Raw genomic sequence first — 23,579 nt, forward strand, 5'->3', positions numbered from 1 at the left:
GGTATGGACGGGCCCAATGGGGCCATCGTTGCGTGGGGCAATGCCACGCTGCCATTCCAGCCACCGGGGACCGCGCCGGGCATCTGTGCCATGGCACGATGCAGGGGCAGGCAGGCCAGCACCAGTATCAGGAACCGGAACATGCTGTCTGGCTGTAAAAGAGGGTAGAAATAAAAACGGCAGGAACCGGGGTTCCTGCCGAAATTATCAGCCAATCTTCAGATTGACTGCGGAAGACTTGCCATTACGGCCCCGTTCGAGGTCGTAGGTCACAGCCTGTCCTTCGTTCAGGGTCTGCTGGCCAGCCTGCTCGACTGCAGAGATGTGAACGAAAGCGTCAGCGCTTCCATCATCAGGCTGGATAAATCCAAAGCCCTTCTGGGCGTTGAACCATTTAACTGTTCCTGCGGCCATGTGTTGGCCTCCTTGCGTAACCGGCACCCACGCGAACATGCGCGGAATCGAGACTTTTCGTTTTATCGGGGATGCCAGAAGGCCGCGTAGCGTGGCTGCAATTGAAATCTTGTCCGTAGCTGAAAAGTCCAGCCGTGGGGCATCTTGTATAGAGGTTGCACGCAAATAGCACGGAAAATATTCAAAAAAGCGGAAATATTTCCTGTCGGGCATCAGATGGCGGGCTAAAGCGCGCACCACTGGCGCATCATGTTGTGGTAGATATTGGTCAGTGACAGTACGGCGGAATCGGCATCCCCCAGCCGTTCGCGCAGCGATGTCACCTGCATGTCCAGGTCAAACATGATCTGCCGCCGGCTTTCTTCGGCAATCATGGACTGCGACCAGAAAAAGGCTGCCAGCCTGCTGCCCCGTGTTACCGGGGTGACGCTGTGCAGCACGGTGGTGGGATACAGGATCATGTCGCCCGCCGGCAGTTTTATTGCCTGTTCATTGCCATTGGCATGAATGGTCAGTTCACCGCCGTCATATTCATCCGGGTCGGAAAAAAACAGTGTGGAGGAGACATCCGTGCGGATACGCGTATGGATCCCCCCCGACAGGATGCCGCGTATGGCGTTGTCCACATGCGCGCCAAAGCTCATGCCGCTTTCATAGCGGTTGAACAGCGGCGGACTGACCCGGTAGGGCAGCACCGCGCTGTTGAACAGGGCATTGCGGCCCAGCGCGCGCAGCACAAGCTGCCCCAGTTCAAGACAGGCTTCTGAATCCCGGGGCAGCTGCAGGTTGTTCTTGGCCTTCGCTGACTGTGCGCCTGCCGTCTCGCGTCCGTCGGTCCATTGCGCGTTTTTCAGTGTTTCACGGCAATGGGCCAGTTCATCGGCCGTCAGCAGGGCGGGAATGTGCAGCAGCATGGCGGGATCTTGGGCATATGGCGTTGGGGATCAGTACTGGGCCGAGATGTTGAACAGGAACGACCGACCGATGGAAGGCGTCACCCGGTTTGAAAACAGGCTGCCGTAATTCAGCCGGTTATCAAGGTTATAGGCGTTCATCGCCACTTTCCAGTGGTCGGCGAAATGGTGCGATACCATGGCGTCGAATTCCACCGTGGCGGGCACGCGCGCCGTGTTGGCCTGATCCAGCCATACACCCTGCCGCCACGTGATGCCGCCGCCGATGGTCATGTTCCATGGCTTGCGCGGGGCGATTTCATAACTGGTCCACGCCGTGGCCTGATTATGGGGCACATACTGGATCTGCCCGCCCTGCTTGGATGAAGTGGAACCGGCCTTGGTGATGGTGGGGTCATACAGGGCATAGGTGCCATAGAACATCCAGTTGCGCAGCAGGGTGCCCGATGCGCTGAGTTCAAGCCCCTGGTTGCGTTCCTGGTCACTGGTGGCGGTAATGTCCCCGGTGGAGGGATCGGTCTGCACCGAATTGTTCTTTTCCAGCCGGAACAGGGCCGCCGTAAAGCCGACGCGGTCGTGGAAAGCACTGTATTTCGCACCCACTTCATACAGCCTGCTGCGTTCGGGCGCGGCCGTTGCGTTCTTGGCGTTCATGGGTTCGGAACTGTTGGTGACATACATGCTCAGCGGCGTGGTGGATTCCGACCAGTTGAAATACACCATCAGGTTGCTGCGCGGGGTGTACATGATGCTGACCGACGGGTTGATGGTGGTTTCGTTCTGCCCGTAATGCACATCCGGCGTCGCGGTGCTACCGCCGGTGGCGCTGTAATGGCTGTTCCAGTTATCCCAGCGGAAACCTGCCTTCACCGACAGGTAATTCGTCAGCCAGATCTGATCGGACAGGAAGAAGCCCACATCCAGCGCGTCGCTGTCCTTGTAGCACTTGCGGCCCACGCCATTGCCGATATTGACCAGCCGGTTCGGATACTGGTTGCAGTCCCCCAATGTCAGGCCGGGCACGTAGGGTGAGGGGTCAAGCAGGCTGGTGCCGGGACGGTTGGAGCCGTAGGCGTAGTTCTGTCGGTGGTCGGTCACGTATTCAATGTCGAAGCCGCCAATGATCTCGTGCCGGATGCCGCCGGTTTTCAGGTGGGCGACACCGGAAAACACGTCCTGTATGGACCAGTCGCTCTGCCGGTAGGGTTCGGGTCCACCCACCCCGCCATTACGCGCCACCTGTGCCGCACCGGGATTGGCGGAAAAGAAATCGGACTGACAGGTGGATGAAGGCGACACGCCATTGAATGTGTTGTTGGTCAGCACGGCGCCGCTGCTGAAGTTCGAGCATGCTTCCTGTGATGCGGAGAAATAGCGATGAAAGATGCCGCCACGCATGTCGTTATATAATGTCAGGATCGGGTTGACCCTGGCCGTCAGGCGGCCGGTAATCATGTCCGTGCTGGAATTGTCCTGGTCATAGGTGGTGCCATACCAGTTGGTACGCTTGACGCCGTATTCTGTAACGGGGCGGCCAATGGCACCGGCGGAGGAATAGACAACCGGCACGCCGTAATCGGGAATGCGGTTATCGTTCTGATGGAAATATTCCAGCACGAACGACACTTTCTTGCCCAGCCCGAATGCGATGGACGGCGCGATACCCCAGCGGTGGGAATAGATATCGTCACGGCCAACGACATTGTTTTCGTTGCCCATGCCCGTCAGGCGGAAGGCGGTGGTGCTGTTCAACTGGTAGTTCACATCCAGCGTGCCGCGATAATAGGACCCGCTGCCGCCTGAAAAACTGGCTTGGTAGCTGTTGCCCAGATGCGGGGTCTTGGTCACGATATTGATCGCGCCACCCGTGGTGCCGTTACCGAATACTTCCGATGACGGCCCCTTGATGACCGAAACATGGTCATAATAGAAGCTGTCGCGCGTATAGACGCCAAAGTCACGCAGGCCGTTTTCATAAATATCGTTCTGGGCTGCAAAACCACGGATCAGGAACTGGTCCCCCGCCATGCCGCCTTCGCCTTCACCCACCGATGCGGTGATCCCGGGCACGTTCTTCAGCGCTTCATCCAGGGATTTGACATTCTGCTGCTGCATAAGCACCTGCGGCACCACATTCACGTTCTGTGGCGTGTGCATGGCGTCCTGCGGCATCCGGCTCAGCCCGATGGATTCATGCAGCACATTCATCGGGGATGCGGTGACATGGGTCAGGTCATGGGATGTATCGGATGAATGATTGTACAGGTCCGTTGTATCGGTATCCGATGCCGTGGTCGTCCGGGCCTGTTTGGTGCTGCCGGTCGGGGATGTGGATGTCGTGTCCTGTGCGGCAGCCTGCGCGCCGGTAGCCGCGCAGGCCAGCGCCATGGAAGCGGTGAGCAGGGAGAAAGGCCTGAGTTTCTGGCGGATGGTCTGGTTTGTCATATTGCAACAGCCTCTTAATTGCATGAAGGCTGCATATCTATTTTGATAATTATTCGCAATAACCCCTGAGGCGCTTCGCTTCCCTGTGTCTCTTAAATGCAACAAATTCGCATTATCAATTACAACCCGAGCGCGAAAAAGCCCCGCACCACAGGGGATACGGGGCTTTGTGCACCAATGCGCGACAGGCATGTTACAGGTTGGCGATGACCTTCAGCCCGACCAGGGCGGCATTGGGAATGTGTTTGGTTTCACCCGGCCGGATCATGTACTCGAATTCCGGCTGGACCAGTATGCCCGGCATCGCGTCAATGGCGTAATAGGCTTCTATGATGTGGGAATCCGTCTGCGGCGCGCGCACGGCGGTGCCCAGCGAATAACCGGCTTCATACCGCAGGATCTGCCCTTCCTCCTTGCGGTGGCTGACATGGTACCATGAATACATGATGCCCAGCCGGTCCGTAACCCGCGACGGGATGACACCGGCAAAGGACAGGCCGCCATAGGCTTCATCCGAAATCGAGGTCACGTGCGGGGTATTGTGGATATAACCCGCCATCAGGTAGCCACCTGCCATCTGGTTACGCCCGCCCCGGCGATAGACCATCTGGTCGCCTTCGAACCAGAACATGTCCATGGGCGCCGATCGCTGGTGTCCTGCCGCCGTACGCAGGGCGGGGGGCAGGCCAATGCCGATCTGGTCGGGATAGCGCGTGGTGTCATGCGCATAGCCCAGCACGTAATGCCCCGGCAGGCGGTTGCGGGTCAGGAACGGCTGCCACGTGAATTCGACAGGCAGCATGAGGCCGGTCGCCTTCTCGCTACCCCATGCCCAGCCGCTGGGGTTGTCGGTCAGGGCGCTGACCGAATACGCGCCAAGCTGGATGGCGGTGTCACGCGTGGGCCGCATGCGGATGCGCGACCCCCATGTTGCCTTCGGGTACACGCTGAAACCGGGATCCAGCTTCAGCGCCACAGGCGCGGAGCAAGTGACCATGAACGAACACAGCAGCGGCGACGTGGCAAACACATGGGTCAGCGCCATGCGGCCGAAGGTGATGTCCAGATGGTTGTCCCACAGTTTCTTTTCGGCATAGAAATCCACCAGATGGGCCACGACGTTGCCCGACAGGCCATAGACTTCCTGCAGGTTGACGTAATATTCCCCCACGCGGTCATGGCTTACGGCATGGCCCGCGCGTTCCATCACCAGTGTGTGGACCGACCAGCCGGTTATCCCCGCCATTTTTTCCAGGTCGAAGTTCACCTGCGCGGTCAGTTCGTGCACGTAGCTCATGCCCCGTTCCACGCCACCATTGATCACGCCCATCGCTTCGCCCTTGTAGGTGAAGGCGAAACTTACGCCATGATCCAGCAGCTTCTTCCGCAACGGATTGAGTTGCGGGACAAGGTGGCCGCTGCCTGCGGTGGGAACATAGTACGGGTCTTCCAGATCGGTGTCATGCTGCGCGTCGATCCATTCGGGCAGCAGCCCGGACGGCCCTTCGTGATGGGTCAGGATGGCATCCAGCTCGATCTTGTGGAACGCCCTGCTGTCACCGGGGCTGCTGACGGGGGCGACACTCATGGTTGCCAGCCCGGCGGATGGGTAGGTCGGCACGCCACTGGGCGGAATGGGCGTGTTGGGGGGGCGGCGGATGGCCCCGGGCGTCGGTCCCAGACGTTCTGCATCCAGGTTGAGGCTGATCTGCCGTTCGGATGTCATGCCCTCTGATGCCACCGCTGTCGCAGGCATGGCGGAAACCGCGCCGGACATGACAAGGGAGGGAACCGTAGGGGCCGCAGGGAATGCGGCCTGCGCAAGGGCGCGGTGGGCTGGCAGCGCCATGGTGCTTACGGCCAGCAGCCAACCGCAGGCATGGGGGAATGGGTGATGGCGGCCATGCGGGTCACGGGCATGGCGTGTCAGTGTTGTCATCTGTCGATTTTCTCGTGGCCGGGCCGGATGGCGGGGCGTGAAAACGCGGCAAGGATGCCTGGGTGCGTGCTGTCGCCGTATCAGGGGACGGGCACGTACATGACGCATTCGGAAAAGCGGGCAGATGCGGTGTGGAGCAGGATCGTGTGGATCATGATTTTATTCAACCATTGTTTTTATTTTTATGATGATCGATGCGTATTTTAAAATTATCGAAATGTCAAACATTTCAGAATTATATTAATTTTGCACCGCACAAATTGTAATTTTATTACAAATATCATTCTGCTTTCCGCTGTCCCGGCATCATGGTATCGCCCGTGTCATGCCCTGCGCAGGCCGGGAATGGGAGAATGGGGTGACAGCACTTGTTCTGATGGTGGTGGGACTGGTGATCGGTGCGGTCGCGGGGGGATATGGCGTGCACCTGGCTGCGTCCTCCGCCGGTAGGGTGGGCCGGTTTCCCGCCCGTGCGCTGGCGAACCCCGTCGCCAGTGGGGATGCCGACACGATTACGGTTGATGAACTGCCCGTCGCCCTGGTCGTACTGTCACGTGGGGGGCGGCTTCTGCATGCCGCGCCCCGCGCACAGTCTGAATTTGCCGAAGGACTGGGTACCCTGATCCGCCATCCCGCCCTGCAGCGCGCCGTGGCAGACCTGCAACCCGGCGGTGTGAGCGAGGTGCGGATCGAAGCCGATGTGCCCGTCCGGCGCGTGGTGCAGGCGTTTGTGAAGGCAGGGTCGTGGCACGGCCATCCCGCCTGCGTTGTGGTGCTGCTGGATGCCACGGCGCGTGATGCGCTGGACCGCGCGCGCAGTGACTTTGTCGCCCATGCCAGTCATGAACTGCGCACCCCGCTGGCCGCCCTGATCGGCTTTATCGAAACATTGCAGGGGCCAGCCGCGAACGATGCCGCGGCAAGGCAGAAATTCCTTGCCATCATGGCCCGGCAGGCCGCCCGCATGCAGCGCCTGATTGACCGGTTGCTGTACCTGTCGCGCGTGCAGATGCTTGAACACCAGCGCCCCCAGGGTCAGGTCGTGCTACCTGAGCTGTTTGCACGCCTGAATGATGAACTGCAGGGCAAACCGGCGGAAGACCGGGCCGCCATCATTATCCATGCGCCACCACCCGGCACGGTGCGGGGGGATGCGGACCAGATTTTACAGGTGCTGGTCAATTTGTGTGAAAACGCACTGCGTTATGGCCGTCCCGCGCCGCCGACCGTGGCGCGGATCGATGTTGCGGCGCACTGGCTGGAAAACGGCGGGCTTGTGATTTCGGTGCGCGATAACGGTCCGGGCATCGCGGCGCAGCACCTGCCCCGGTTGACCGAACGGTTCTATCGTGTGTCCCAGTCTGCCGGGCACAGCGGGGGCGATCAGGGAACGGGACTGGGGCTGGCCATTGTCCGACATATCGTGGACCGCCATGGTGGCCGGCTGGATATAACCAGCACGCCGGGACAGGGCACATGCTGCAGCGTCTGGCTACCGCAGGGATAAGGCCAGTCCACGCGGTTTTCGGTCTTGACGGAAAATGCCCCGGCATGTTGTTGTCGGGGGCGAGTAGAAGCGGTCGGGATTGTATCCTGGGCATTGCTCCACACCAATCAGTTCCTGATTTGTGGGCCGCTGGCTTGCATGGCATTTTATATTGATGGCGTTTTTTTCCGCATCATCCGGCAACACCGGATCGGGACGGTCGCGCCATGCCCTGTAACCCTTGCGTGCCCGGCAGGAAAAACCTTCTGACCGGAGAACACCGCATGTCCCCATACCTGCACCCGCACATGGCAATGCGCAGTCCGAACTGGATCGGGAAGCCCTGATGGGCGGGCAGGGCACCTGTATTGCCCGTAATATCCCGCAGATCGACCTGTCGGATTATGACAGGCGCAAATCTGTCATTGCCGATGCATTATGGGAGGCCGCAACACAGGTTGGCTTTTTTCAGGTCATCAATCACGGCATTGACGCCGCGGATGTGGACGCTGCCTTTGCCGCGGCCGAAGGGTTCTTTGACCTGCCCATGGACCAGAAGGCACGTCATGCCCGCCATCCCGGATCCAATGTCGGGTGGGAATACCGTGCGCAGGTCCGCCCTTCCACCGGCACCCCGGATAACAAGGAATCCTACCAGATCACCCTGCCGCGGATGGGGGAAGACATATGGCCAGCCGAAACCACCTTGCCCGGATTTCAGGCTCGCATGCGGCGTTTCGAACGCCAGAATTGGGTACTGGGAATGAAAATCCTGTCGTGTTTCGCGATCAGGCTGGGGTTCGATGCGGATTTCTTCACCCGTAACCACGATCCTGCATCAACCGGGTACCAGAGTACCCTGCGCCTGATCCATTACATGAGCATGGAAAATGCCCGCGACGCGGATTTCGAATTCTGGCGTGCGGGCGCCCATTCCGATTTTGACTGCCTGACACTGCTGCACCAGCGGCCGGGGCAGGGAGGGCTGCAGGTCTGTCCCGGCAAGGATGTGGATATACTGGCCTGGACCGACGTGCCGCCGGTGGCGGGCGCGGTTACGTGCAATATTGGTGACATGCTGATGCGCTGGAGCGATGACCGCCTGAAATCCACCCTGCACCGTGTGCGTATGCCCCGGCGCGATGAATATCTTGGCCCGCGCCTGTCCCTGCCGTTTTTCTGTCAGGCCAACCGTGACGCGATCATTCAGGGGCCACGGAAGAAATATGCGCCCATTACCGCCCGCGATTATCTGGATGAACGCATCCGGGCGAATTATGGTGGGCGGACATGAATATCCTAAAGGATTTCAAAACAACCAATTGATAAAAAAGAAAAGTTTTTGGGTGTCGCCTTTTTTCAAAAAGGTGGCGTTCTTCGAAGCTTTTTGAAAAAGCGTCATCAAAAACTTTCTCTTACGTCCCGAAATAGTTCTGGCGCAGTTCACGCCGCACGAAATCAAGGAAAAACCGCGTGCGCGAGGGCAGGTGCGCGCGGGAGGGATAGACGGCATACAGCGTCACGTCCTCCCACGCATAGGTGCTGAGACATTCGATCAGACGACCGCATTTCAGGTCATCGGCAATATCCCAAAGTACCTTCAGCGCAATGCCCCGCCCGTTTACCGCCCAGTCATGCACGACCTCGCTGCTGGATGTGGCAAGCCGGGGTGTTACGTGGATTTCCTTGCGCACCTTGCCGTCCAGATAGGCCCATTCATTGAATATGCGCTGGCGGCGGATCAGGCAGATGCAGTCATGTTTCAGCAGGTCATGCGGTGTGGCGGGCAATCCCTTGCGCGCGACGTAATCAGGGGATGCACATACCACGCGGCGGCTGTTGATCAGGCTGGTGGTCATGACTTCCTGATCCGATGGCATGCCGGGGCGGATGGCAATGTCCAGACCATCATCGATTACATCCAGCCCCGCATCCGACAGGGTCAGGTGCACGGTGACATCGGGATACTGCCCGACAAAGGCGGCCACCACGCCAGCCAGCAGCTTGCGCCCGATTTCCGATGGCACGCCCACGCGCAGCAGGCCGTGCGGGATACCGGCGCGCGCGGTCAGTTCGGCCTCGGCTTCCTCCACTTCCTGCATGATCCTGACTGCGTGCTCATGCAGGCGCTGGCCTTCTGCCGTCAGGGCGAAATGGCGCGACGTGCGCGTGACCAGACGCGTGCCCAGACGGGTTTCCATGGCGCTCAGGCGGCGGCTCATGGCGGCAGACGACATGCCCATGGCGCGTGCGCACCCGGCAATGCTGCCCGATGCGGTCAGGATGCAGAAAAACTTCAGGTCACTGATTTCATCCGGCATAAGGCGTCCCATGATTGCGTCTGGCGTACGGTTGGCGTGCAATCGTATGCCCTACACGAAGATGTGCAGATCCGTATCCTGCGCACTCTTCAACTGTTATCGCAATATCGGGTTCTTATGTCGGATACAGTCCAGTCCACCTGTCACACTTCCCTCAAAACAGCGCTGTCAGGCAGGGAACTTCTGGATTGTCCAGTTCTGAACAAGGGGAATGCATTCGACAGCCGTGAACGTGACCTGTTTGGATTGCATGGCCTGTTACCCGCACGCATTGCAACGCTGGAAGAACAGGCGGACCTTGCCCGTGCGCGGCTGGCGGCGCTGCCGGACAACTTTTCGCGACATATTGCGCTGCGCGAAATCCAGGACAGGAATGAAACGCTTTTCTACGCCATTATCGATCAGGCGCTGGAGGCGTGGCTGCCCGTCATCTACACACCCGCGATTGGCCGGGCCTGTCGGGAATTCAGCCATATCTGGACCCGCCCGCGCGGCCTGTTCCTGAATTACACGGACCGGGGCCGCATTGCCGAAATCCTGTCAGACCCGCAATGGGATGGGGTGCGCGTGATCGTGGCCAGTGATGGCGGCAGCATCCTTGGCATTGGCGATCAGGGGGCCAATGGCATGGGCATCCCCATTGGCAAGCTGTCGCTCTATACTGCCTGTGGCGGCCTGGACCCGGCGCGCGCGCTGCCTATCTTGCTGGATGTCGGTACGGATAATGCCACCTTGCTGGAAGACCCGGAATATATCGGCTGGCGGCACAAACGCGTGCGTGGGGCGGATTATGACGCTTTCATTGCCGAATTCGTGGCTGCCGTTAATGCGCGCTGGCCCAATATCGCCCTGCATTGGGAAGACCTGTCGGGTGCGGACGCGCTGCGGATCCTGCGTCGTTATCGTGGCGGGATGTGCACCTATAATGACGATATCCAGGGTACGGCCGGGGTGACGGCGGGTGCGCTGCTGGCCGCGATCCGTGCCGGTGCGGCCCCGCTGGCGCAGCAGCGGATCGTCATTTTTGGCGCAGGTGGCGCGGGTTGCGGCATTGCCGACCTGCTGGCGCAGATGATGGTGACTGACGGCATGACGCCTGAGGAGGCCAACCGCCGTTTCTTCATGGTCGATATCAACGGTCTCGTGCGCACGGGCATGGACGGCGTGACCGAAGGCCAGCGTCCCTTCGTACAGCCTGCCGATATCGCGGCAACGTGGAATGTGGCTGATCCCGCCCATGTCACGCTGGCCGAGGTGATGGAAAATGCCCGTCCCACCATGCTGATCGGCACATCGGGACAGGGTGGCGCCTTTACGCGTGATATCGTGGCCCCCATGGCGCGGCAGTCGGTGCGTCCGGTCATTTTCGCCCTGTCCAACCCCACCGCCAATATCGAGGCAACGCCTGCCGACCTGCTGGAATGGACGGGGGGACGTGCGATCATCGGCACAGGTGGTCCATTCGCCCCGGTGGAGTATGATGGACGCCAGCGTCCGGTGGACCAGATCAACAATTCCTATGTCTTTCCCGGCGTGGGTCTTGCGGTGGTGGCAGGTGGCATCACGCGCATGACGGATGGCATGTTCCTTGCCGCGGCCCATGCGCTGGCGGGGCTTTCGCCCGCCGCCGGGGCGGATGATCAGGCGACAGCGCCCCTGCTGCCGCCCGTATCCGAACTGCGCACCGTGGCCATGGCCGTGGCCCGGGCCGTGATCCGGCAGGGACAGGTGGAAGGGGTTGCCCCCCAGGCATCGCCCGAAACGCTCGAGGCCGCGCTGAATGATGCCGTGTGGACCGCACGGTACCGCCCGTATGAAAAGGCGCCCTCTGCCCGCTAGGCCTGCCTGAGACAATTTTCATGGGCAAACGGCTTCCATAAGGGGAAGTAAAACGTGTCCGCCATGCCATGACGGGCAGGATCAGATGAATATTTCCCGCTTCATGCCCGATCCGGTCATGCGCTGGCCGGTGGGTAGGGACATGCTGCGCTGGCTGTTCTGTCCCACGCCACAGGCGGTGGCGTTCGCGCTGCGCAATACCATTGCCTCCATCGTGGCGCTGGCCATTGCGCTGTGGATGGAACTGGACAGCCCGCAATGGGCGGTCGCCACCGTATGGTCGGTGGCGCAGGTGCGCCGGGGCGAAAGCATGTCCAAGGCGCGATGGCGTATCGTGGGTACGCTGGTCGGTGCTGTCGCGGCCGTGGTGTTCATTGCCGCCTTTCCACAGCAGTCATGGCTGTTCTTTCCCGCCGTGGCGACATGGATCGGGCTGTGCAGTTTCCTTGCCACGTTCTGCCTGAACTTCCGTTCCTATGCCTTCGTGCTGTCGGGCTATACCTGCTCGATCATTGCGGTTGCGGCGGCATCCGCACCGGACAACGTGTTTTTCATCGGCATTTCACGCGCCACCTATATTATCCTTGGCGTGGTGTGCGAGGCGGGGATGGCCATGCTGTTCACCGTCAGCCTGTCCACGCGCGCTCAGGCCACCATGGCGGCGCAGGTGGAAAACGTGCTGCATCGTCTGGGCACGCTGCTGCGCGAAATCGTGTTGCATGACCGTGACACGCTGGTCCATGCCGGTGAGTTTTCGGACATGGTGGTATCGGTCCATCAGGGGCTGGAATTCCCGGCCATCGAAATGGGGCGGCAGGTGCATGCGGGCGATCACGCGCGCGCCGTACTGGCGGAGGTCTCGATCCTTGTCACCCGCCTTGTCGGCCTGTCCGGCGGGGCGGAGCGTGCCATGCTGGCCGATGACGGAGTGCTGGCGGATACACGGGGGCAATTGCTGCATCTATGTGACCGGCTGGCGGCCTGCCGGCTGAAATCCGGAGCGCTGGACGGCGTGCAGGCGCAGGTCACGCACCTGCGCACCCTGTTTGAACGGCGCGCGGCGTATGGTGAACAGGAAACGGCCCGCATTACCCATGGCGTACTCGCGGCCACGATGGATGATCTGGAAACGGCGCTGGATCACTGCCACGCCATTTTCAGCCCGCCAGCGCATGACCGTTTCCGCTTCCATCTGGGTGGCCACCGCGATATCCGGCTGGCGTTGTATAACGGGTTGCGTGGCGCCGCCGCCATCATGCTGGCGGCTTTCGTTTACGAATGCACGGCGTGGCCCGGTGGCATGGGGTTCATCGCCATTACCACGCTGGTCTGCGGGCTGTTCGCCACGCGTGAAAATCCGGTTGTGGGCACGACGCGGTTCCTGTCGGGGGCGGTATGGTCGGCTGTTGCCGCGGGCACCCTTGACCTGTGGATCCTGCCTTATCTTACGGATTACGAGGAATTCGCCTTCGTGCTGGGCATATTCCTGTTCGTGGGCGGGCTTGCCAAATGCAACCGGGGCACGGCGGGGGCGGCTGCGGCCTATGGCCTGCTCATGCCCAACCTGCTCATGCCCGGTAACCAGAGCCGGGTGGATGAAATCACATTCCTGAATGGTGCCTTCCACACGGTGCTGGCGGTGGGGCTGAGCGTGCTGGTGTTCCGGCTGGTCCTGCCATTCCGCGCGCGGGACGAACGGCTGCGTTTTGGCATGCATATACGTGGTGAACTGCGGCGGCTGTGCCTTGTGCCCCTGCCGCCATCGCCACAATGGTGGATTGGCACCAGCGTGGACCGGATCGGGCGCATGGTGCGCCATGCCGCACAGGAAAGGGACCGCAGCGCTGCCGCCGGGATCCGGCTCATGCTCATGTTTTCTTCCGTCGGGCTGAATATCCTGCTGCTGCGCCAGCTCAAGCGGCAGCGGCGCGATACGGTATCGGACGTCATTACCGAACTGTTGCGTGTGCTGGTGCGCTACCGGCCGGTCAGTCCGCGCGGCATCGCCATGGTCCGGGCCACGCGCAGGCGGCTGGCCCATATGGAAAAGGCCGATCCCGGCAATGGCAGGCTGCTGGAGGTGCTGGCCTGCCTTGACGGGATCAGCCGCACGGCTTCGGCCTGCGTGACCGCCATGGCGGCGGGAGTGGAATAATGCCTGTTATATCCGGGAATAATAAAGGTTTTCTGGGTGTCTCCTTTTGTCAAAAAGGCGGCGTTCCTGGTAGCTTTTTGAAAAAAGCTTCACCAAGAACGTCTTTGTTTTTTCAGCCTTTTTTCCGGCGTGGCTGGGGCAGGGGATAACGGCTTTCCCATCCACCGCCCAGCGCGCGATACAGATGGGTGACGGAAGTCGAGACCGCGACATCCGCCTCGACCAGGCGGGACTGCGTATCGAGCAGCCGGTCCTGCATTTCCAGCACATTCAGGAACGCAGCCGAACCTTCGGTGTACTGGCGCTGCGCGGTGCGCACGGCAATCTGGTTCTGCTCCACGGCGGCGGCCAGCCGGTCGCGCTGGTTCTGTGCTGATGACAGGTCGGCCATCGCGTCATCGATTTCCTGCCATGCCTTGAGCATCGTGCGCTGCAGCATGATGGCGGCTTCCTTCTGCTGCGCCTTGCGCAGGCGCAACTGGCCCGTCAGCCGCCCGCCCTCGAATATGGGAAAGGTCGCGGTCGGGCCAAAACCGTACTGGCGCGATGCCCAGCTTCCCAGCCCGCTGAACTGCAGCGCCTGCACATCAAGGCTGCCCGACAGCGTCACGCGCGGGAAGAAATCGGCAATGGCGACGCCAATGCTGGCGGTGGCGGCATGCAGCCGTTCTTCCGCCATGCGGATATCGGGCCTGCGTTCCGCCAGTTGCGATGGCAGCCCCACCGGAATTTCACGCGGCACCGGCGGCACGCCGCCGCCAGGCCCAAGGTTCTGGGTCAGTGCGCCGGGTTCGCGGGCGACCAGAAAGCTCAGGGCGTTGAGCAGATGCGCTTCCTGATCCTGCAGCACCGGCAGGCGGGAGCGGAATTCCTCGTACTGGCCCGATGCATCGGCCACGTCCATGCGGGTCGCGGCCCCTTCGTCCAGGCGGCGCGTGGTCAGGTGCAGCGTATGGCTGGCCAGGTCGATGTTCTGCCGGACAATGGCCATGCGTGCCTGCACGCCGCGCAGGTCAAGGTAATCCTGCGCCGTTTCCGCCATGAGTGAGACCATAAGCCCCCGGCGCATGTCCTCGGTCGCGTGCATGGCGGCGGTGGCGGCTTCGACCTGACGGCGCACATGTCCCCACAGGTCCACTTCCCACGCTGCATTCATGCCGTACTGCGGCAGGTTGAAGGACGGATTGCCGATCGAACCGGGCATGGCCGTGGGACCAAAGCCCTGCGTGCCGCTGGCGATCGTGCCAGCGCCCTGCTGCTCCATGGTGCCCAGCAGGCCCAGTATGCCATTGGTGCTGGCGCGTTCGCGGGCATAGGACGCATTGGCTTCGGCATGCGGGAACTGGGCCGCACTTGCGATACGGCGTTCGGCCATGCTCTGGGCAAAGCGCCATGACGCGGCTTTCAGGTCAAGGTTGTCCTGCGCCACCTGTGTTTCCAGCGCGGTCAGGGTGGCGTCATTGAAAATGGTCCACCACTGCGCGTCTGTCTTCGCATCAGTGACGTGGCTTTCGGCAGGCGGCAGGCTGTCATGCCATGTCGCAGGCGCTGGCTGGGGTTTGCGGTGATAGTTGGGGCCAACCGTGCAGCCGGTGGCAATCAGTGCGATCATGCCAAAGGTCAGCAGGGCGCGCGGATGGCGTGCGGCGTGCGGGATGTTACTGCCAGACATAGCGGGCCTCCGTCGCGTGGGGGCCGTCAGGCGGGGTTACGGTATCAATGCGGGCTTCGACCGACATGCCGACACGCACCAGCCCGGCCAGCGTCTGTCCGGGGTCGAACACCAGCTTGACGGGAATACGCTGCACCACCTTGGTAAAGTTGCCGGTGGCGTTGTCCGGCTGGATCGGGGCGAAGGCAACGCCGGTGGCGGGGGCCAGGCTGTCCACGTGGGCATGCAGCGGGTGGCCGGGAAAGGTATCGACCCATATGGTCGCGCGCTGCCCGGTGCGGACACGGGTCAGCTGCGTTTCCTGAAAATTGGCCAGCACGTAGGCCGCCTGTGTCGGCACCACCGCCAGCAGGGCCGTGCCCGCATGGACATAGGCCCCCACGCGCACGCCACGTTCACCCACCACGCCTTCGACCGGGGCGGGGATGGTGCAGTAGGACAGGTTCAGTGCGGCCGTATGTTCGCGCCCGCGTGCCTGTTCCAGCGCGCCCTGTGCATGCAGCAGGCGCGCGCGCAGGACCGCGACCTGATCGGTTTCAGCTTCGACCGCGGCGTTGTCGTGGTCAAGACGGGCCTGCGCTTCCAGCAGGCGGGCGGCACTGTCCTGGTTCTGCTCCAGCGTGCCGGACCCGTCCGCCGACAGGTTACGGTACCGCCGCGCATTCTGCTGGGCAAAGACAAGCTGCGCCTGATCTGCGGTGACGCTGGCATGCGCCTGCGCGATCAGGGCCGACTGGCGCACCAGCTCGGCCTCAAGGTTCGCAACGTCGCCCTGTGCCGCTTCCCGCTCACCCCGTGCTGTCTCCAGCGCAGCCCGGTAATCCTCGTCCTCGATATGGGCCAGTTCCTCGCCGGGGTGGACGGCCTCGTTATCCTGCGCGATCACACGGTCGATGCGGCCGGGCACCTTCGGCGCCACGGTGGTGAAATCCGCCGTGACATAGGCATCATTGGTATATTCGCTGGTGCCGTTACCCGATACAAGCCGGTCGGCGGTCCATGCGGCCGCAACCAGGACAATGACCGTGGCGCCAGCCAGGATGATGGGTTTCTTGTGGGGCATTGCTTTGGACCCGATCATTCAGTGTGCGGCAGGTGCAGGGACCGGCGCACGCGGGGGGTAGATACGTCCGGGCAGGATTGCCGTCAGGACAAGGAAAAAGGCGCAGATCCACATGACCAGCAGATAGATGTCCGCCAGCGCCAGCACGGTGGCCTGTTCATGCACGTAGGTATGGAAGATCTGCAGCGCGTTGCGCGCGACATGCCCGGCATCGGGCGACGTGGCCGCGATCTGCCCGGCAATGGGGTCGCCCATGCCCGACAGCGCCGTGCCGTGTGTGCCATGCAGGTCCAGCAGCATGGTGGAATGATACTGCTCGCGCCGGCGCAGCATGACTTCGAACAGGGCGGTGGCGATGGCGTTGGCCATGCCCTTGAGCATGTTCACCATGCCCGAGATCATCGGCCCGTCGGCAGGCCCCAGCCCCAGCGCTGCAAGCATGAGGGTGGGGATGACCACCATCGGCTGCCCGAAGACCTGCAGGATCTGGATGACCATGAAATTGTCGCGCACCCAGTCCGGCGTCAGCCACGTGCCCAGCCATGCCGCAACACCAAGGCAGATCAGCCCGATGGCCAGCACGTACCGGCAGTCCACCGCGCGGAGATTGCACAGTGCCGCCGTCAGCGGCAGCAGGATCAGTTGCGGCAATGCGACCACCAGGGCCACGGGTGCTGCCTGAATGGGCCGGTAGCCACGGATATCGGCAAGGTAGGTGAACGGGATTTCCGTCATCAGCCCGCAGATCATGAGTGACGCCACCAGCGTCAGCAGGGATGCGGCGATATTGCGGTTACCCCAGAACTGGATGCGGAAGAACGGGCTGTGGTGGAACCATTCATGCGCCAGGAAGGCAATGAACAGCGCCCCGCCCCAGAATGTCAGGTGCGTGATGACGGGGGAGCGGAACCAGTCCAGCCGGTCGCCCTGATACAGCACCGTCACCACGCACATGATGGCCGGAACCCCCAGCATGAACCCACGCCAGTTGAAGTTGCGGAACCGTTCCCAGTGCGACGGATCGCGCGGCAGCCCCCAGCCGATCATCAGCACCGCCACCGCGCACAGCGGCAGCGTTTCCCAGTACAGCCACCGCCAGCCGACATGTTCGAACCACATCGCCTCCAGCGGGCCGCCAAGGTTGGGGCCAAAGGTCGCACTCATGGCATACCCGCCAATGCCGAACACCCGCAGCGGGGCAGGCAGGTATTTGAGCATGACGGTCATGAGGATGGGCGGCAGGCACCCCGCCGACAGCCCCTGCGCCGCGCGCAGGATGCACAGCGTGGTCATGTCGGGCATGTAGGGTGCGGGAATGGCCAGCAGTCCCAGCAGCGCCGTCATGAACAGGGTAAAGCGGTAGATGGAAAACGTGACGTAGAACCACGGCGTGAACGCCATCGCCGCGATGTTGAAACATTCATAGATGGAAATGAACCACGTGCCTTCATCGTGGCCGATATGCATCGCCCCACGGATATCGGGCAGGCCGATTTCCGTGATGTGTTCATTGAAACCGGCGACATGCACGGCCAGCAGAACCCCAAGGCACCCCACGACCGTGCGGATGCCAAAGGGCGGGATATAGGAAGGGGCGGCGTGGGCGGCGTTCACATTTATCTGTCCCGATGGGAAAACAGACACATGATCGGCGCGGGGGGCGTGCGCGAATACCCATGATCGCGTAAGGTGACACTTTCATTTTGCGGATTGGTCAAATCCGTTTTTTCAGGATAATCGGGATGGCTGCATTCCGGTTTCAGTGTAGGGAAGACACGCAGGGTCATGAGGAAACGCTACGATCTCGACCTACTGCGTAGTCTTCAGGCCCTGATCGAGGAAGAAGGCGTCTCCCACGCCGCGCGCAGGCTGCAGGTGAGCGAGGCCGCCATGAGCCGTACCCTCGCCAAACTGCGCGTGGTCTTTGGCGATCCCATCCTGGTGGCGTCGGGGCGCAGGCTGGTCGCCACCACCTTTGCGCTGGGGATCCGTGAACGGGTGCAGACGCTGGTCGAAGGTGCGGATTCCCTGCTGGAGGAACAGGACGCCCCCGACCTTGCCGGTCTGTCCCCCCATTTCACCCTGCGGGCGAATGACCTGATCGTGGGGGCGTTCGGGGCTGCCATCCTTGCGGCGTTGCGGGCCGAATGCCCCGGCTGCACCATAACCTTCGCCCCGGAAACGGATGAGGAACCCAGCAACGACCTGCGGGAAGGGCGGATTGACCTCTATCTTGGCGCATCTGATGACATGCGGTCGGAAATACGCCGCCAGAGCATTTTTCCCACGTCCTTCCGCGCACTGGTGCGCGCGGGCCATCCCATCCTGACCGAGGGGATTACGCCCGCCTCGGTCGCGCGGTACGAACACATAAGCGTGTCGCGCCGGGGACGGCCGCACGGACCGATCGATACGGTGCTGAAGGAACGCTTCGGGCTGAAGCGGCGGGTGGTCATGGTCGTCCCCACTTATTACGCCATGGTGGAAACCCTGCGCATGACGGACATGATCCTGCCGTTGCCGGGTATCGCCATTGATTACCTGCCCATACGGTCCATGCATCTTGAAGAGTTCGAATTTCCCTTCGAACTGCCCCCGGTGCATTCATTTCAGGCGTGGCACCCAAGGCGTGACAGCGATCCGGTGCATCGCTGGTTGCGCAATACGGTCTATCAGGTCGTGCGCCAGCGCGGGGATGTCCTGCCGGATGGGTTTTCCCCCGCCACGGTGGCAGCGGGGAATGGGACATAAAGGCTGGTTGCAAAACCCGTCTTTGAGATACAAGGCAGAATATAAAGAAGTTTTTGGTGAAGCTTGTTTCAGCAAGCTTCAGGGGACGCGGCCTTTCTGAAAAAAGGCGGCACCCAAAAAACTTTTGTTCTCAAACTGTTTTTACTGCCCGTAGCGCACCACGCCCAGATCCTCGTACGGGATGTCGGGCATGCGGTTTGACATGATGTCAGCCAGTACCCGGCCCGACCCGCAGGCCATGGTCCAGCCCAGCGTGCCATGCCCGGTGTTGAGGAACAGGTTGTCATATTTCGTGCGGCCGATGATGGGCGTGCCATCGGGGGTCATCGGGCGCAGGCCGGTCCAGAATTTGGCCGCTGCGATATTGCCGCCACCGGGGAACAGGTCAGTCACCGAATGTTCCAGCGTCTCCCGCCGCGGCGCGCGCAGCTTCGTGCTGAAGCCTGCCAGTTCCGCCGTGCCACCCACGCGGATGCGTTCGCCAAGGCGGGTGATCCCGATCTTGAACGTCTCATCCATGATGGTGGAAACCGGGGCCTGCTTTTCATTCACGATGTCAGCGGTCAGCGAGTAGCCCTTGACCGGATAGATCGGCAGGTCCAGCCCAAGGCGGCGCACCATGGCTGGCGAATAGCTGCCCAGTGACAGGACATAGGAATCCGCCACCATCTGGCCGCGGCTGGTCTCGATCCCGGTAATGCGGCCACCATCATTCGTCATGGTGCGGATGCGGGTGTCGTAATGGAAGGTGACGCCAGCCTTCGCCGCCATGGCCGCAAGGCGCTGGGTGAACAGGAAGGCATCGCCCGTTTCATCACCCGGCAGGCGCAGGCCGCCCACAATCTTGTCCGCCGATGACGCCAGACCCGGCTCGGCCCGCACGCAGCCTTCGCGCGTCAGGATTTCATAGGGGACATTGTACTGTTCCAGCACGCGGATATCGCCCGCGATGGCGTCCATCTGCTTTTGCGTGCGGAAAACCTGCAGCGTGCCCTGCTGTCGGTCATCATAGGTGATGCCGGTGCTGGCGCGCAGGTCGCGCATCACGTCGCGGCTGTATTCCGCGATACGCACCATGCGGCCCTTGTTGCGGTCATAGGCGGCTGTCGTGCAGTTTTCCAGCATCTGCACCAGCCATTTCCACAGATGCGGGTCAGGCATGGGCCAGAATACGAAGGGACGGTATTTCATCAGCAGCCACTTGATCGACTTCAGCGGCACGCCCGGCCCGGCCCAGGGGGATGAATATCCCGGTGAGACCTGCCCCGCATTGGCGAAGCTGGTTTCAAGGCCTGCTTCGGGCTGGCGGTCCACCACAGTGACCTCATGCCCTGCCTGCGCAAGGTACCATGCCGATGTCACACCGACGACACCGCTACCCAGAACGATGATTTTCATTACACAGATGCCTTCTCTGGCGGGTGGAAACGCATCACGCCGCCTGTGTCAGGTACGCGCGATGGAAACGGGAACCCAGCGCCGTCAGCACTTCATAGCCAATGGTGCCAGCGGACCGGGCGACATCATCCACACTGCGGCGCGGGCCGATCATGTCCACATGCGTGGCCTGCGCCAGCACGTTTTCGGGCACGTCGCTTACGTCGATGGTGGTGGAATCCATGGAAATGCGGCCAAGGATCGGCAGCCGGTAGTCCCCCAGCCACGCACATCCATCGCCATCGGCGCCGTGGCGCAGGAACCCGTCGGCATAGCCGATGCCCAGGGTTGCAATCCGGCATGGTCCCGTGGCGCGCCATGTCAGGCCATAGCCCACGCCGTCTCCCGCGTTGATGGTACGGCGCTGGACAATCCGCGCGCCCAGCCGCACGGTGGGGCGCAGGGGGTTGGGCGCGTCGTCATTGGGCGCCAGGCCGTAGAGGGCGGCACCGGGACGCACAAGATCGAAATGGTAATCAGGCCCAAGGAAGATCCCCGATGAGGCCGAAAGCGCCAGCGGGGCCGCAGGCAGGCGGGCGGCCATGGCGCGCAGGCGGTCGCGCTGGATGGTGTTGGCGGGGCTGGCCGGGGTATCGGCGCAGGCAAGGTGGCTCATCACCAGTTGCGTGTCGATTCCATCCAGCAGGTCCGGGTTTGCCGCCAGTGTGGTGACATCCTGCCTGGACAGGCCGAAGCGGGACATGCCGGTATCAACCTGCAGGGCGGCGGGCAGGGGCTGTTCCATCCTGCCCGCATGCATGCGCCATCCGGCCACCTGTTCCATGCTGTTCAGCACCGGCAGCAGGGCATGGCGGGTGAACTCGGCTTGTGTTCCCGGCATCGGGCCATGCAGGACAAAAATGCGTGCGGTGGGGGCGACATGCGGCCGCAGGCGGATGCCTTCTTCCAGATGGGCGACAAAAAAGGTACTTGCCCCGGCCTGTTCCAGCACGGGGGCAACCCGGTGGGCACCCAGCCCGTAGGCATCAGCCTTGACCACTGCCGCGCAGGTGGTGTTGCCCGTACGGGCATTGAGCAGGCGGTAATTCGCCGCGATCGCGTCCAGGTCGATTTCCAGCATCGCACCCGCACCCGGCGCGGCCCAGCCGGTAGTGTGCGGGAAGGAAGGCAGGTCAGGCATGGGGCGTGTACTCCATCGGGCTGGCGGGACAGGTTGATCGTACGCTGACTGAAACAAAATGTCCTGTCGTTTGACGCAATTTCATGCAATTAAGAATTGTCTGTACGCAATCATATACGAAAATAAGCGGAAAATTCACCATGGCATTCGATCGTCTGACAGACGCCATATTGCGCAACCTTCGCCATGACGGACGCATGAGCAATGCCGAACTGGCGCAGAAGGTCGGCCTGTCCCCCTCCGCCTGCCTGCGGCGGGTGCGTATGCTGGAAAAGGACGGGGTGATCCGGGGCTATCGCGCGCTGGTGGATGAGCGTTCGGTCCATGGCATGACCACCGTGATCGTACAGATCACGCTGGAACGCCAGACGGAGGAATGCCTGCGCCGGTTCGAGGCCCGCGTGCGCGAATGCGCCGATGTGCGCGAATGTTACCTGATGACGGGGGATGCCGATTATCTGGTCCGGGTCGAGGCACGGGATGCCGCCGATTATGAACGCATTCATAAGGAAGAACTGTCGCGCATGCCCGGTGTCGCCCGGATACAGAGCAACTTTGCCATCCGCACCGTCGTGCAGCGTTAAGTATTAATAAGAAATGAACAAAGTTTCCGGGTGCCGCCTTTTTTTCAAAAAGGCGGCGTTCCACGAAGCTTTTTGAAACAAGCTTCATTAAAAACTTTTGTTGAATTGGTTATCCGGGGCGCGGACCATTCTGGGTCTGCCCCGTGATGAAACGTAACACCGCCGGGATGATCCGGCGGTGCGAAAAGGAAGGTTACGGGACCGGGGGAAGCACCGCGCCGGCGTGACGCGGAATGAACGGACGGATCAGGAACTGGTAACAGCCCGCACCAACCACGCCGCCCAGCAGTGGACCAGCAATTGGCACCCACCAGAAATTGTCCGCCGAAGGCAGTGCGGAACCGCCCCATCCGGCCAGGAAACAGAACAGGCGCGGGCCGAAGTCACGGGCGGGATTGATGGCCCATGCCTCCAGATAGCCTGAACACGCGCCAATGCTGGCCACCAGCAGGCCGATGATCAGCGCGCTGGAATTGGCCTGCGGTGCGACGGTGTTGTACTCGCAGGTGATCGCGAAGATGCCGCCGACCAGCAGCGCCGTCAGGATGGTTTCATCCATGAAGGCATGGAGCGGCGTGATGAATTCGCCCGGATGGGTGAAAAATACCCCGGCCGCCCCGCCATCGGCGCGGCTTATGCCATGCAACTGGTTGTAATGGTCTATGACCGGCTGGTACAGCGTATAGACAAGGGCCGCACCCAGCATGCCCCCCAATACCTGTGCCGCACAATAGGCAGGCACCTTGCGCCATGAAAAACCACGGTAAAGCGCCAGCGCCACCGATACGGCCGGGTTGGCATGGGTGCCCGATACGCTGCCGGTCACGTAAATCGCGATGGTCACGCCCAGCCCCCATACAATGGAAACCCCCCAGTATGAGAGCTTGTAGGGGCTGGGATCATACAGTGTGTACATGGCTGCCACGGAATCACCGATCAGGACAATGATCATGACCGCGATGCATTCTGATATCAGTTCGCCCAGAAACTGTCGGTTCTTTAGCATTTTAACCCACTTTATTCTTTTATTATCATTCGATGGGAATGGGCTGTCCGCCTTGTGGCGGGTTTCCGGCCCTGTCATGTTCTTAAACGAACATATCCGGGTCGGAAAGGGGGACGTGTGCTGGCCGGGGGGAAAGTTTCTCCTTTTTCCTTTTATTTCATTATATTTCATGAAACCTCTCCAGCCGGGCAGATTTGGGGGCATGCCGCGCTGGTGCGTGTCAGACAGCAGCGGGGGCGGGGCGGTGGCTCATGCTGCGCGTTTTCGCACATGCACAAAAACCGCCCACACAGATAAATACCTGCATATGGCGAATTTATGTCTAAAACCGGCAATATTTATGCATGAAATATTTCACGGAATACCGCGGCTGATGTGCGCTTTCCCTATTGAAACGCGCGCGATGTTCGTT

Annotated in this window: 17 protein-coding genes; 6 read left to right on the top strand and 11 right to left on the bottom strand. The window is 61.4% G+C overall.

The window, feature by feature from the left end; all coding sequences use genetic code 11:
• Nucleotides 1-207: 207 nt before the first annotated feature.
• The 4 genes from F1542_RS01695 to F1542_RS01710 form a co-directional block, all read right to left on the bottom strand.
• Complete coding sequence (locus F1542_RS01695) at nucleotides 208-414, bottom strand: cold-shock protein (RefSeq protein ID WP_007398099.1); 207 nt, start codon at nucleotides 412-414, stop codon at nucleotides 208-210.
• A 224-nt stretch (nucleotides 415-638) separates the two neighbouring features.
• A complete protein-coding gene (locus F1542_RS01700) occupies nucleotides 639-1,328 on the bottom strand; it encodes a Fe2+-dependent dioxygenase (protein ID WP_193731497.1) in 690 nt (229 codons plus the stop codon).
• A gap of 30 nt (nucleotides 1,329-1,358) precedes the next feature.
• Complete coding sequence (locus tag F1542_RS01705; RefSeq protein WP_193731498.1) at nucleotides 1,359-3,773, bottom strand: TonB-dependent siderophore receptor; 2,415 nt, start codon at nucleotides 3,771-3,773, stop codon at nucleotides 1,359-1,361.
• 193 nt (nucleotides 3,774-3,966) lie between these two features.
• Nucleotides 3,967-5,712 carry a carbohydrate porin gene (locus tag F1542_RS01710; protein ID WP_193731499.1) on the bottom strand — a complete coding sequence of 582 codons (1,746 nt, stop codon included), beginning with the start codon at nucleotides 5,710-5,712 and terminating at the stop codon, nucleotides 3,967-3,969.
• A gap of 325 nt (nucleotides 5,713-6,037) precedes the next feature.
• On the opposite strand from F1542_RS01710, the gene F1542_RS01715 reads away from it, so the two are divergent.
• Both F1542_RS01715 and F1542_RS01720 read left to right on the top strand, forming a co-directional pair.
• Nucleotides 6,038-7,219 carry an ATP-binding protein gene (locus F1542_RS01715; protein ID WP_193731500.1) on the top strand — a complete coding sequence of 394 codons (1,182 nt, stop codon included), beginning with the start codon at nucleotides 6,038-6,040 and terminating at the stop codon, nucleotides 7,217-7,219.
• A gap of 325 nt (nucleotides 7,220-7,544) precedes the next feature.
• Nucleotides 7,545-8,492, top strand: coding sequence for an isopenicillin N synthase family oxygenase (locus F1542_RS01720; RefSeq protein WP_193731501.1), 948 nt, complete (start codon nucleotides 7,545-7,547; stop codon nucleotides 8,490-8,492).
• 121 nt (nucleotides 8,493-8,613) lie between these two features.
• On the opposite strand, the gene F1542_RS01725 is transcribed toward F1542_RS01720, so the two are convergent.
• Nucleotides 8,614-9,531, bottom strand: coding sequence for a LysR family transcriptional regulator (locus F1542_RS01725; RefSeq protein WP_227672385.1), 918 nt, complete (start codon nucleotides 9,529-9,531; stop codon nucleotides 8,614-8,616).
• Between the two features lie 105 nt (nucleotides 9,532-9,636).
• Here F1542_RS01725 and F1542_RS01730 point away from each other — a divergent pair, with 105 nt between their 5' ends.
• Both F1542_RS01730 and F1542_RS01735 read left to right on the top strand, forming a co-directional pair.
• Nucleotides 9,637-11,358, top strand: a complete 1,722-nt coding sequence (locus F1542_RS01730) for an NAD-dependent malic enzyme (protein WP_193731502.1) — start codon at nucleotides 9,637-9,639, stop codon at nucleotides 11,356-11,358.
• 85 nt (nucleotides 11,359-11,443) lie between these two features.
• Nucleotides 11,444-13,513 carry an FUSC family protein gene (locus F1542_RS01735; protein ID WP_193731503.1) on the top strand — a complete coding sequence of 690 codons (2,070 nt, stop codon included), beginning with the start codon at nucleotides 11,444-11,446 and terminating at the stop codon, nucleotides 13,511-13,513.
• A 112-nt stretch (nucleotides 13,514-13,625) separates the two neighbouring features.
• Here the strand turns inward: F1542_RS01735 and F1542_RS01740 are convergent, their stop codons facing one another.
• From F1542_RS01740 to F1542_RS01750, 3 genes are read right to left on the bottom strand one after another with little or no spacing between them, the layout of a single operon-like run.
• Nucleotides 13,626-15,185 carry an efflux transporter outer membrane subunit gene (locus F1542_RS01740; RefSeq protein ID WP_408886217.1) on the bottom strand — a complete coding sequence of 520 codons (1,560 nt, stop codon included), beginning with the start codon at nucleotides 15,183-15,185 and terminating at the stop codon, nucleotides 13,626-13,628.
• Nucleotides 15,172-16,248, bottom strand: a complete 1,077-nt coding sequence (locus tag F1542_RS01745; RefSeq protein ID WP_193731504.1) for an HlyD family secretion protein — start codon at nucleotides 16,246-16,248, stop codon at nucleotides 15,172-15,174. The genes F1542_RS01740 and F1542_RS01745 overlap by 14 nt, the downstream gene beginning before the upstream one ends.
• An 18-nt stretch (nucleotides 16,249-16,266) precedes the next feature.
• Nucleotides 16,267-17,862, bottom strand: a complete 1,596-nt coding sequence (locus F1542_RS01750) for an MFS transporter (RefSeq protein ID WP_193731505.1) — start codon at nucleotides 17,860-17,862, stop codon at nucleotides 16,267-16,269.
• A 171-nt stretch (nucleotides 17,863-18,033) separates the two neighbouring features.
• Between F1542_RS01750 and F1542_RS01755 the strand changes: the two genes are divergently transcribed.
• On the top strand, nucleotides 18,034-18,999 hold the full coding sequence (locus F1542_RS01755; RefSeq protein ID WP_193731506.1) for a LysR substrate-binding domain-containing protein: 966 nt from the start codon (nucleotides 18,034-18,036) through the stop codon (nucleotides 18,997-18,999).
• Between the two features lie 141 nt (nucleotides 19,000-19,140).
• On the opposite strand, the gene F1542_RS01760 is transcribed toward F1542_RS01755, so the two are convergent.
• Together F1542_RS01760 and alr are read right to left on the bottom strand one after the other, a co-directional pair.
• The gene (locus F1542_RS01760) at nucleotides 19,141-20,397 is read right to left on the bottom strand and encodes a D-amino acid dehydrogenase (RefSeq protein WP_193731507.1); all 1,257 of its coding nucleotides are present in this window, start codon (nucleotides 20,395-20,397) and stop codon (nucleotides 19,141-19,143) included.
• A 34-nt stretch (nucleotides 20,398-20,431) separates the two neighbouring features.
• Entirely contained in the window at nucleotides 20,432-21,577 is a 1,146-nt protein-coding gene (gene alr / locus F1542_RS01765; RefSeq protein WP_193731508.1) for an alanine racemase, read from the bottom strand.
• A gap of 140 nt (nucleotides 21,578-21,717) precedes the next feature.
• Between alr and F1542_RS01770 the strand changes: the two genes are divergently transcribed.
• Entirely contained in the window at nucleotides 21,718-22,161 is a 444-nt protein-coding gene (locus tag F1542_RS01770; RefSeq protein ID WP_019086029.1) for an Lrp/AsnC family transcriptional regulator, read from the top strand.
• A 193-nt stretch (nucleotides 22,162-22,354) separates the two neighbouring features.
• Here the strand turns inward: F1542_RS01770 and F1542_RS01775 are convergent, their stop codons facing one another.
• The gene (locus tag F1542_RS01775; protein WP_193731509.1) at nucleotides 22,355-23,167 is read right to left on the bottom strand and encodes an MIP/aquaporin family protein; all 813 of its coding nucleotides are present in this window, start codon (nucleotides 23,165-23,167) and stop codon (nucleotides 22,355-22,357) included.
• Nucleotides 23,168-23,579: the final 412 nt, after the last annotated feature.

The organism is Komagataeibacter sp. FXV3, assembly GCF_015155755.1.
GTDB lineage: Bacteria > Pseudomonadota > Alphaproteobacteria > Acetobacterales > Acetobacteraceae > Komagataeibacter.

Coding starts and splice junctions, on each gene's coding strand:
- F1542_RS01695 (WP_007398099.1), bottom strand. CDS start 414: ATGGCCGCAGGAACAGTTAAATGGTTCAACGCCCAGAAGGGCTTTGGA.
- F1542_RS01700 (WP_193731497.1), bottom strand. CDS start 1,328: ATGCTGCTGCACATTCCCGCCCTGCTGACGGCCGATGAACTGGCCCAT.
- F1542_RS01705 (WP_193731498.1), bottom strand. CDS start 3,773: ATGACAAACCAGACCATCCGCCAGAAACTCAGGCCTTTCTCCCTGCTC.
- F1542_RS01710 (WP_193731499.1), bottom strand. CDS start 5,712: ATGACAACACTGACACGCCATGCCCGTGACCCGCATGGCCGCCATCAC.
- F1542_RS01715 (WP_193731500.1), top strand. CDS start 6,038: ATGCCCTGCGCAGGCCGGGAATGGGAGAATGGGGTGACAGCACTTGTT.
- F1542_RS01720 (WP_193731501.1), top strand. CDS start 7,545: ATGGGCGGGCAGGGCACCTGTATTGCCCGTAATATCCCGCAGATCGAC.
- F1542_RS01725 (WP_227672385.1), bottom strand. CDS start 9,531: ATGGGACGCCTTATGCCGGATGAAATCAGTGACCTGAAGTTTTTCTGC.
- F1542_RS01730 (WP_193731502.1), top strand. CDS start 9,637: ATGTCGGATACAGTCCAGTCCACCTGTCACACTTCCCTCAAAACAGCG.
- F1542_RS01735 (WP_193731503.1), top strand. CDS start 11,444: ATGAATATTTCCCGCTTCATGCCCGATCCGGTCATGCGCTGGCCGGTG.
- F1542_RS01740 (WP_408886217.1), bottom strand. CDS start 15,185: ATGTCTGGCAGTAACATCCCGCACGCCGCACGCCATCCGCGCGCCCTG.
- F1542_RS01745 (WP_193731504.1), bottom strand. CDS start 16,248: ATGCCCCACAAGAAACCCATCATCCTGGCTGGCGCCACGGTCATTGTC.
- F1542_RS01755 (WP_193731506.1), top strand. CDS start 18,034: ATGAGGAAACGCTACGATCTCGACCTACTGCGTAGTCTTCAGGCCCTG.
- F1542_RS01760 (WP_193731507.1), bottom strand. CDS start 20,397: ATGAAAATCATCGTTCTGGGTAGCGGTGTCGTCGGTGTGACATCGGCA.
- alr (WP_193731508.1), bottom strand. CDS start 21,577: ATGCCTGACCTGCCTTCCTTCCCGCACACTACCGGCTGGGCCGCGCCG.
- F1542_RS01770 (WP_019086029.1), top strand. CDS start 21,718: ATGGCATTCGATCGTCTGACAGACGCCATATTGCGCAACCTTCGCCAT.
- F1542_RS01775 (WP_193731509.1), bottom strand. CDS start 23,167: ATGCTAAAGAACCGACAGTTTCTGGGCGAACTGATATCAGAATGCATC.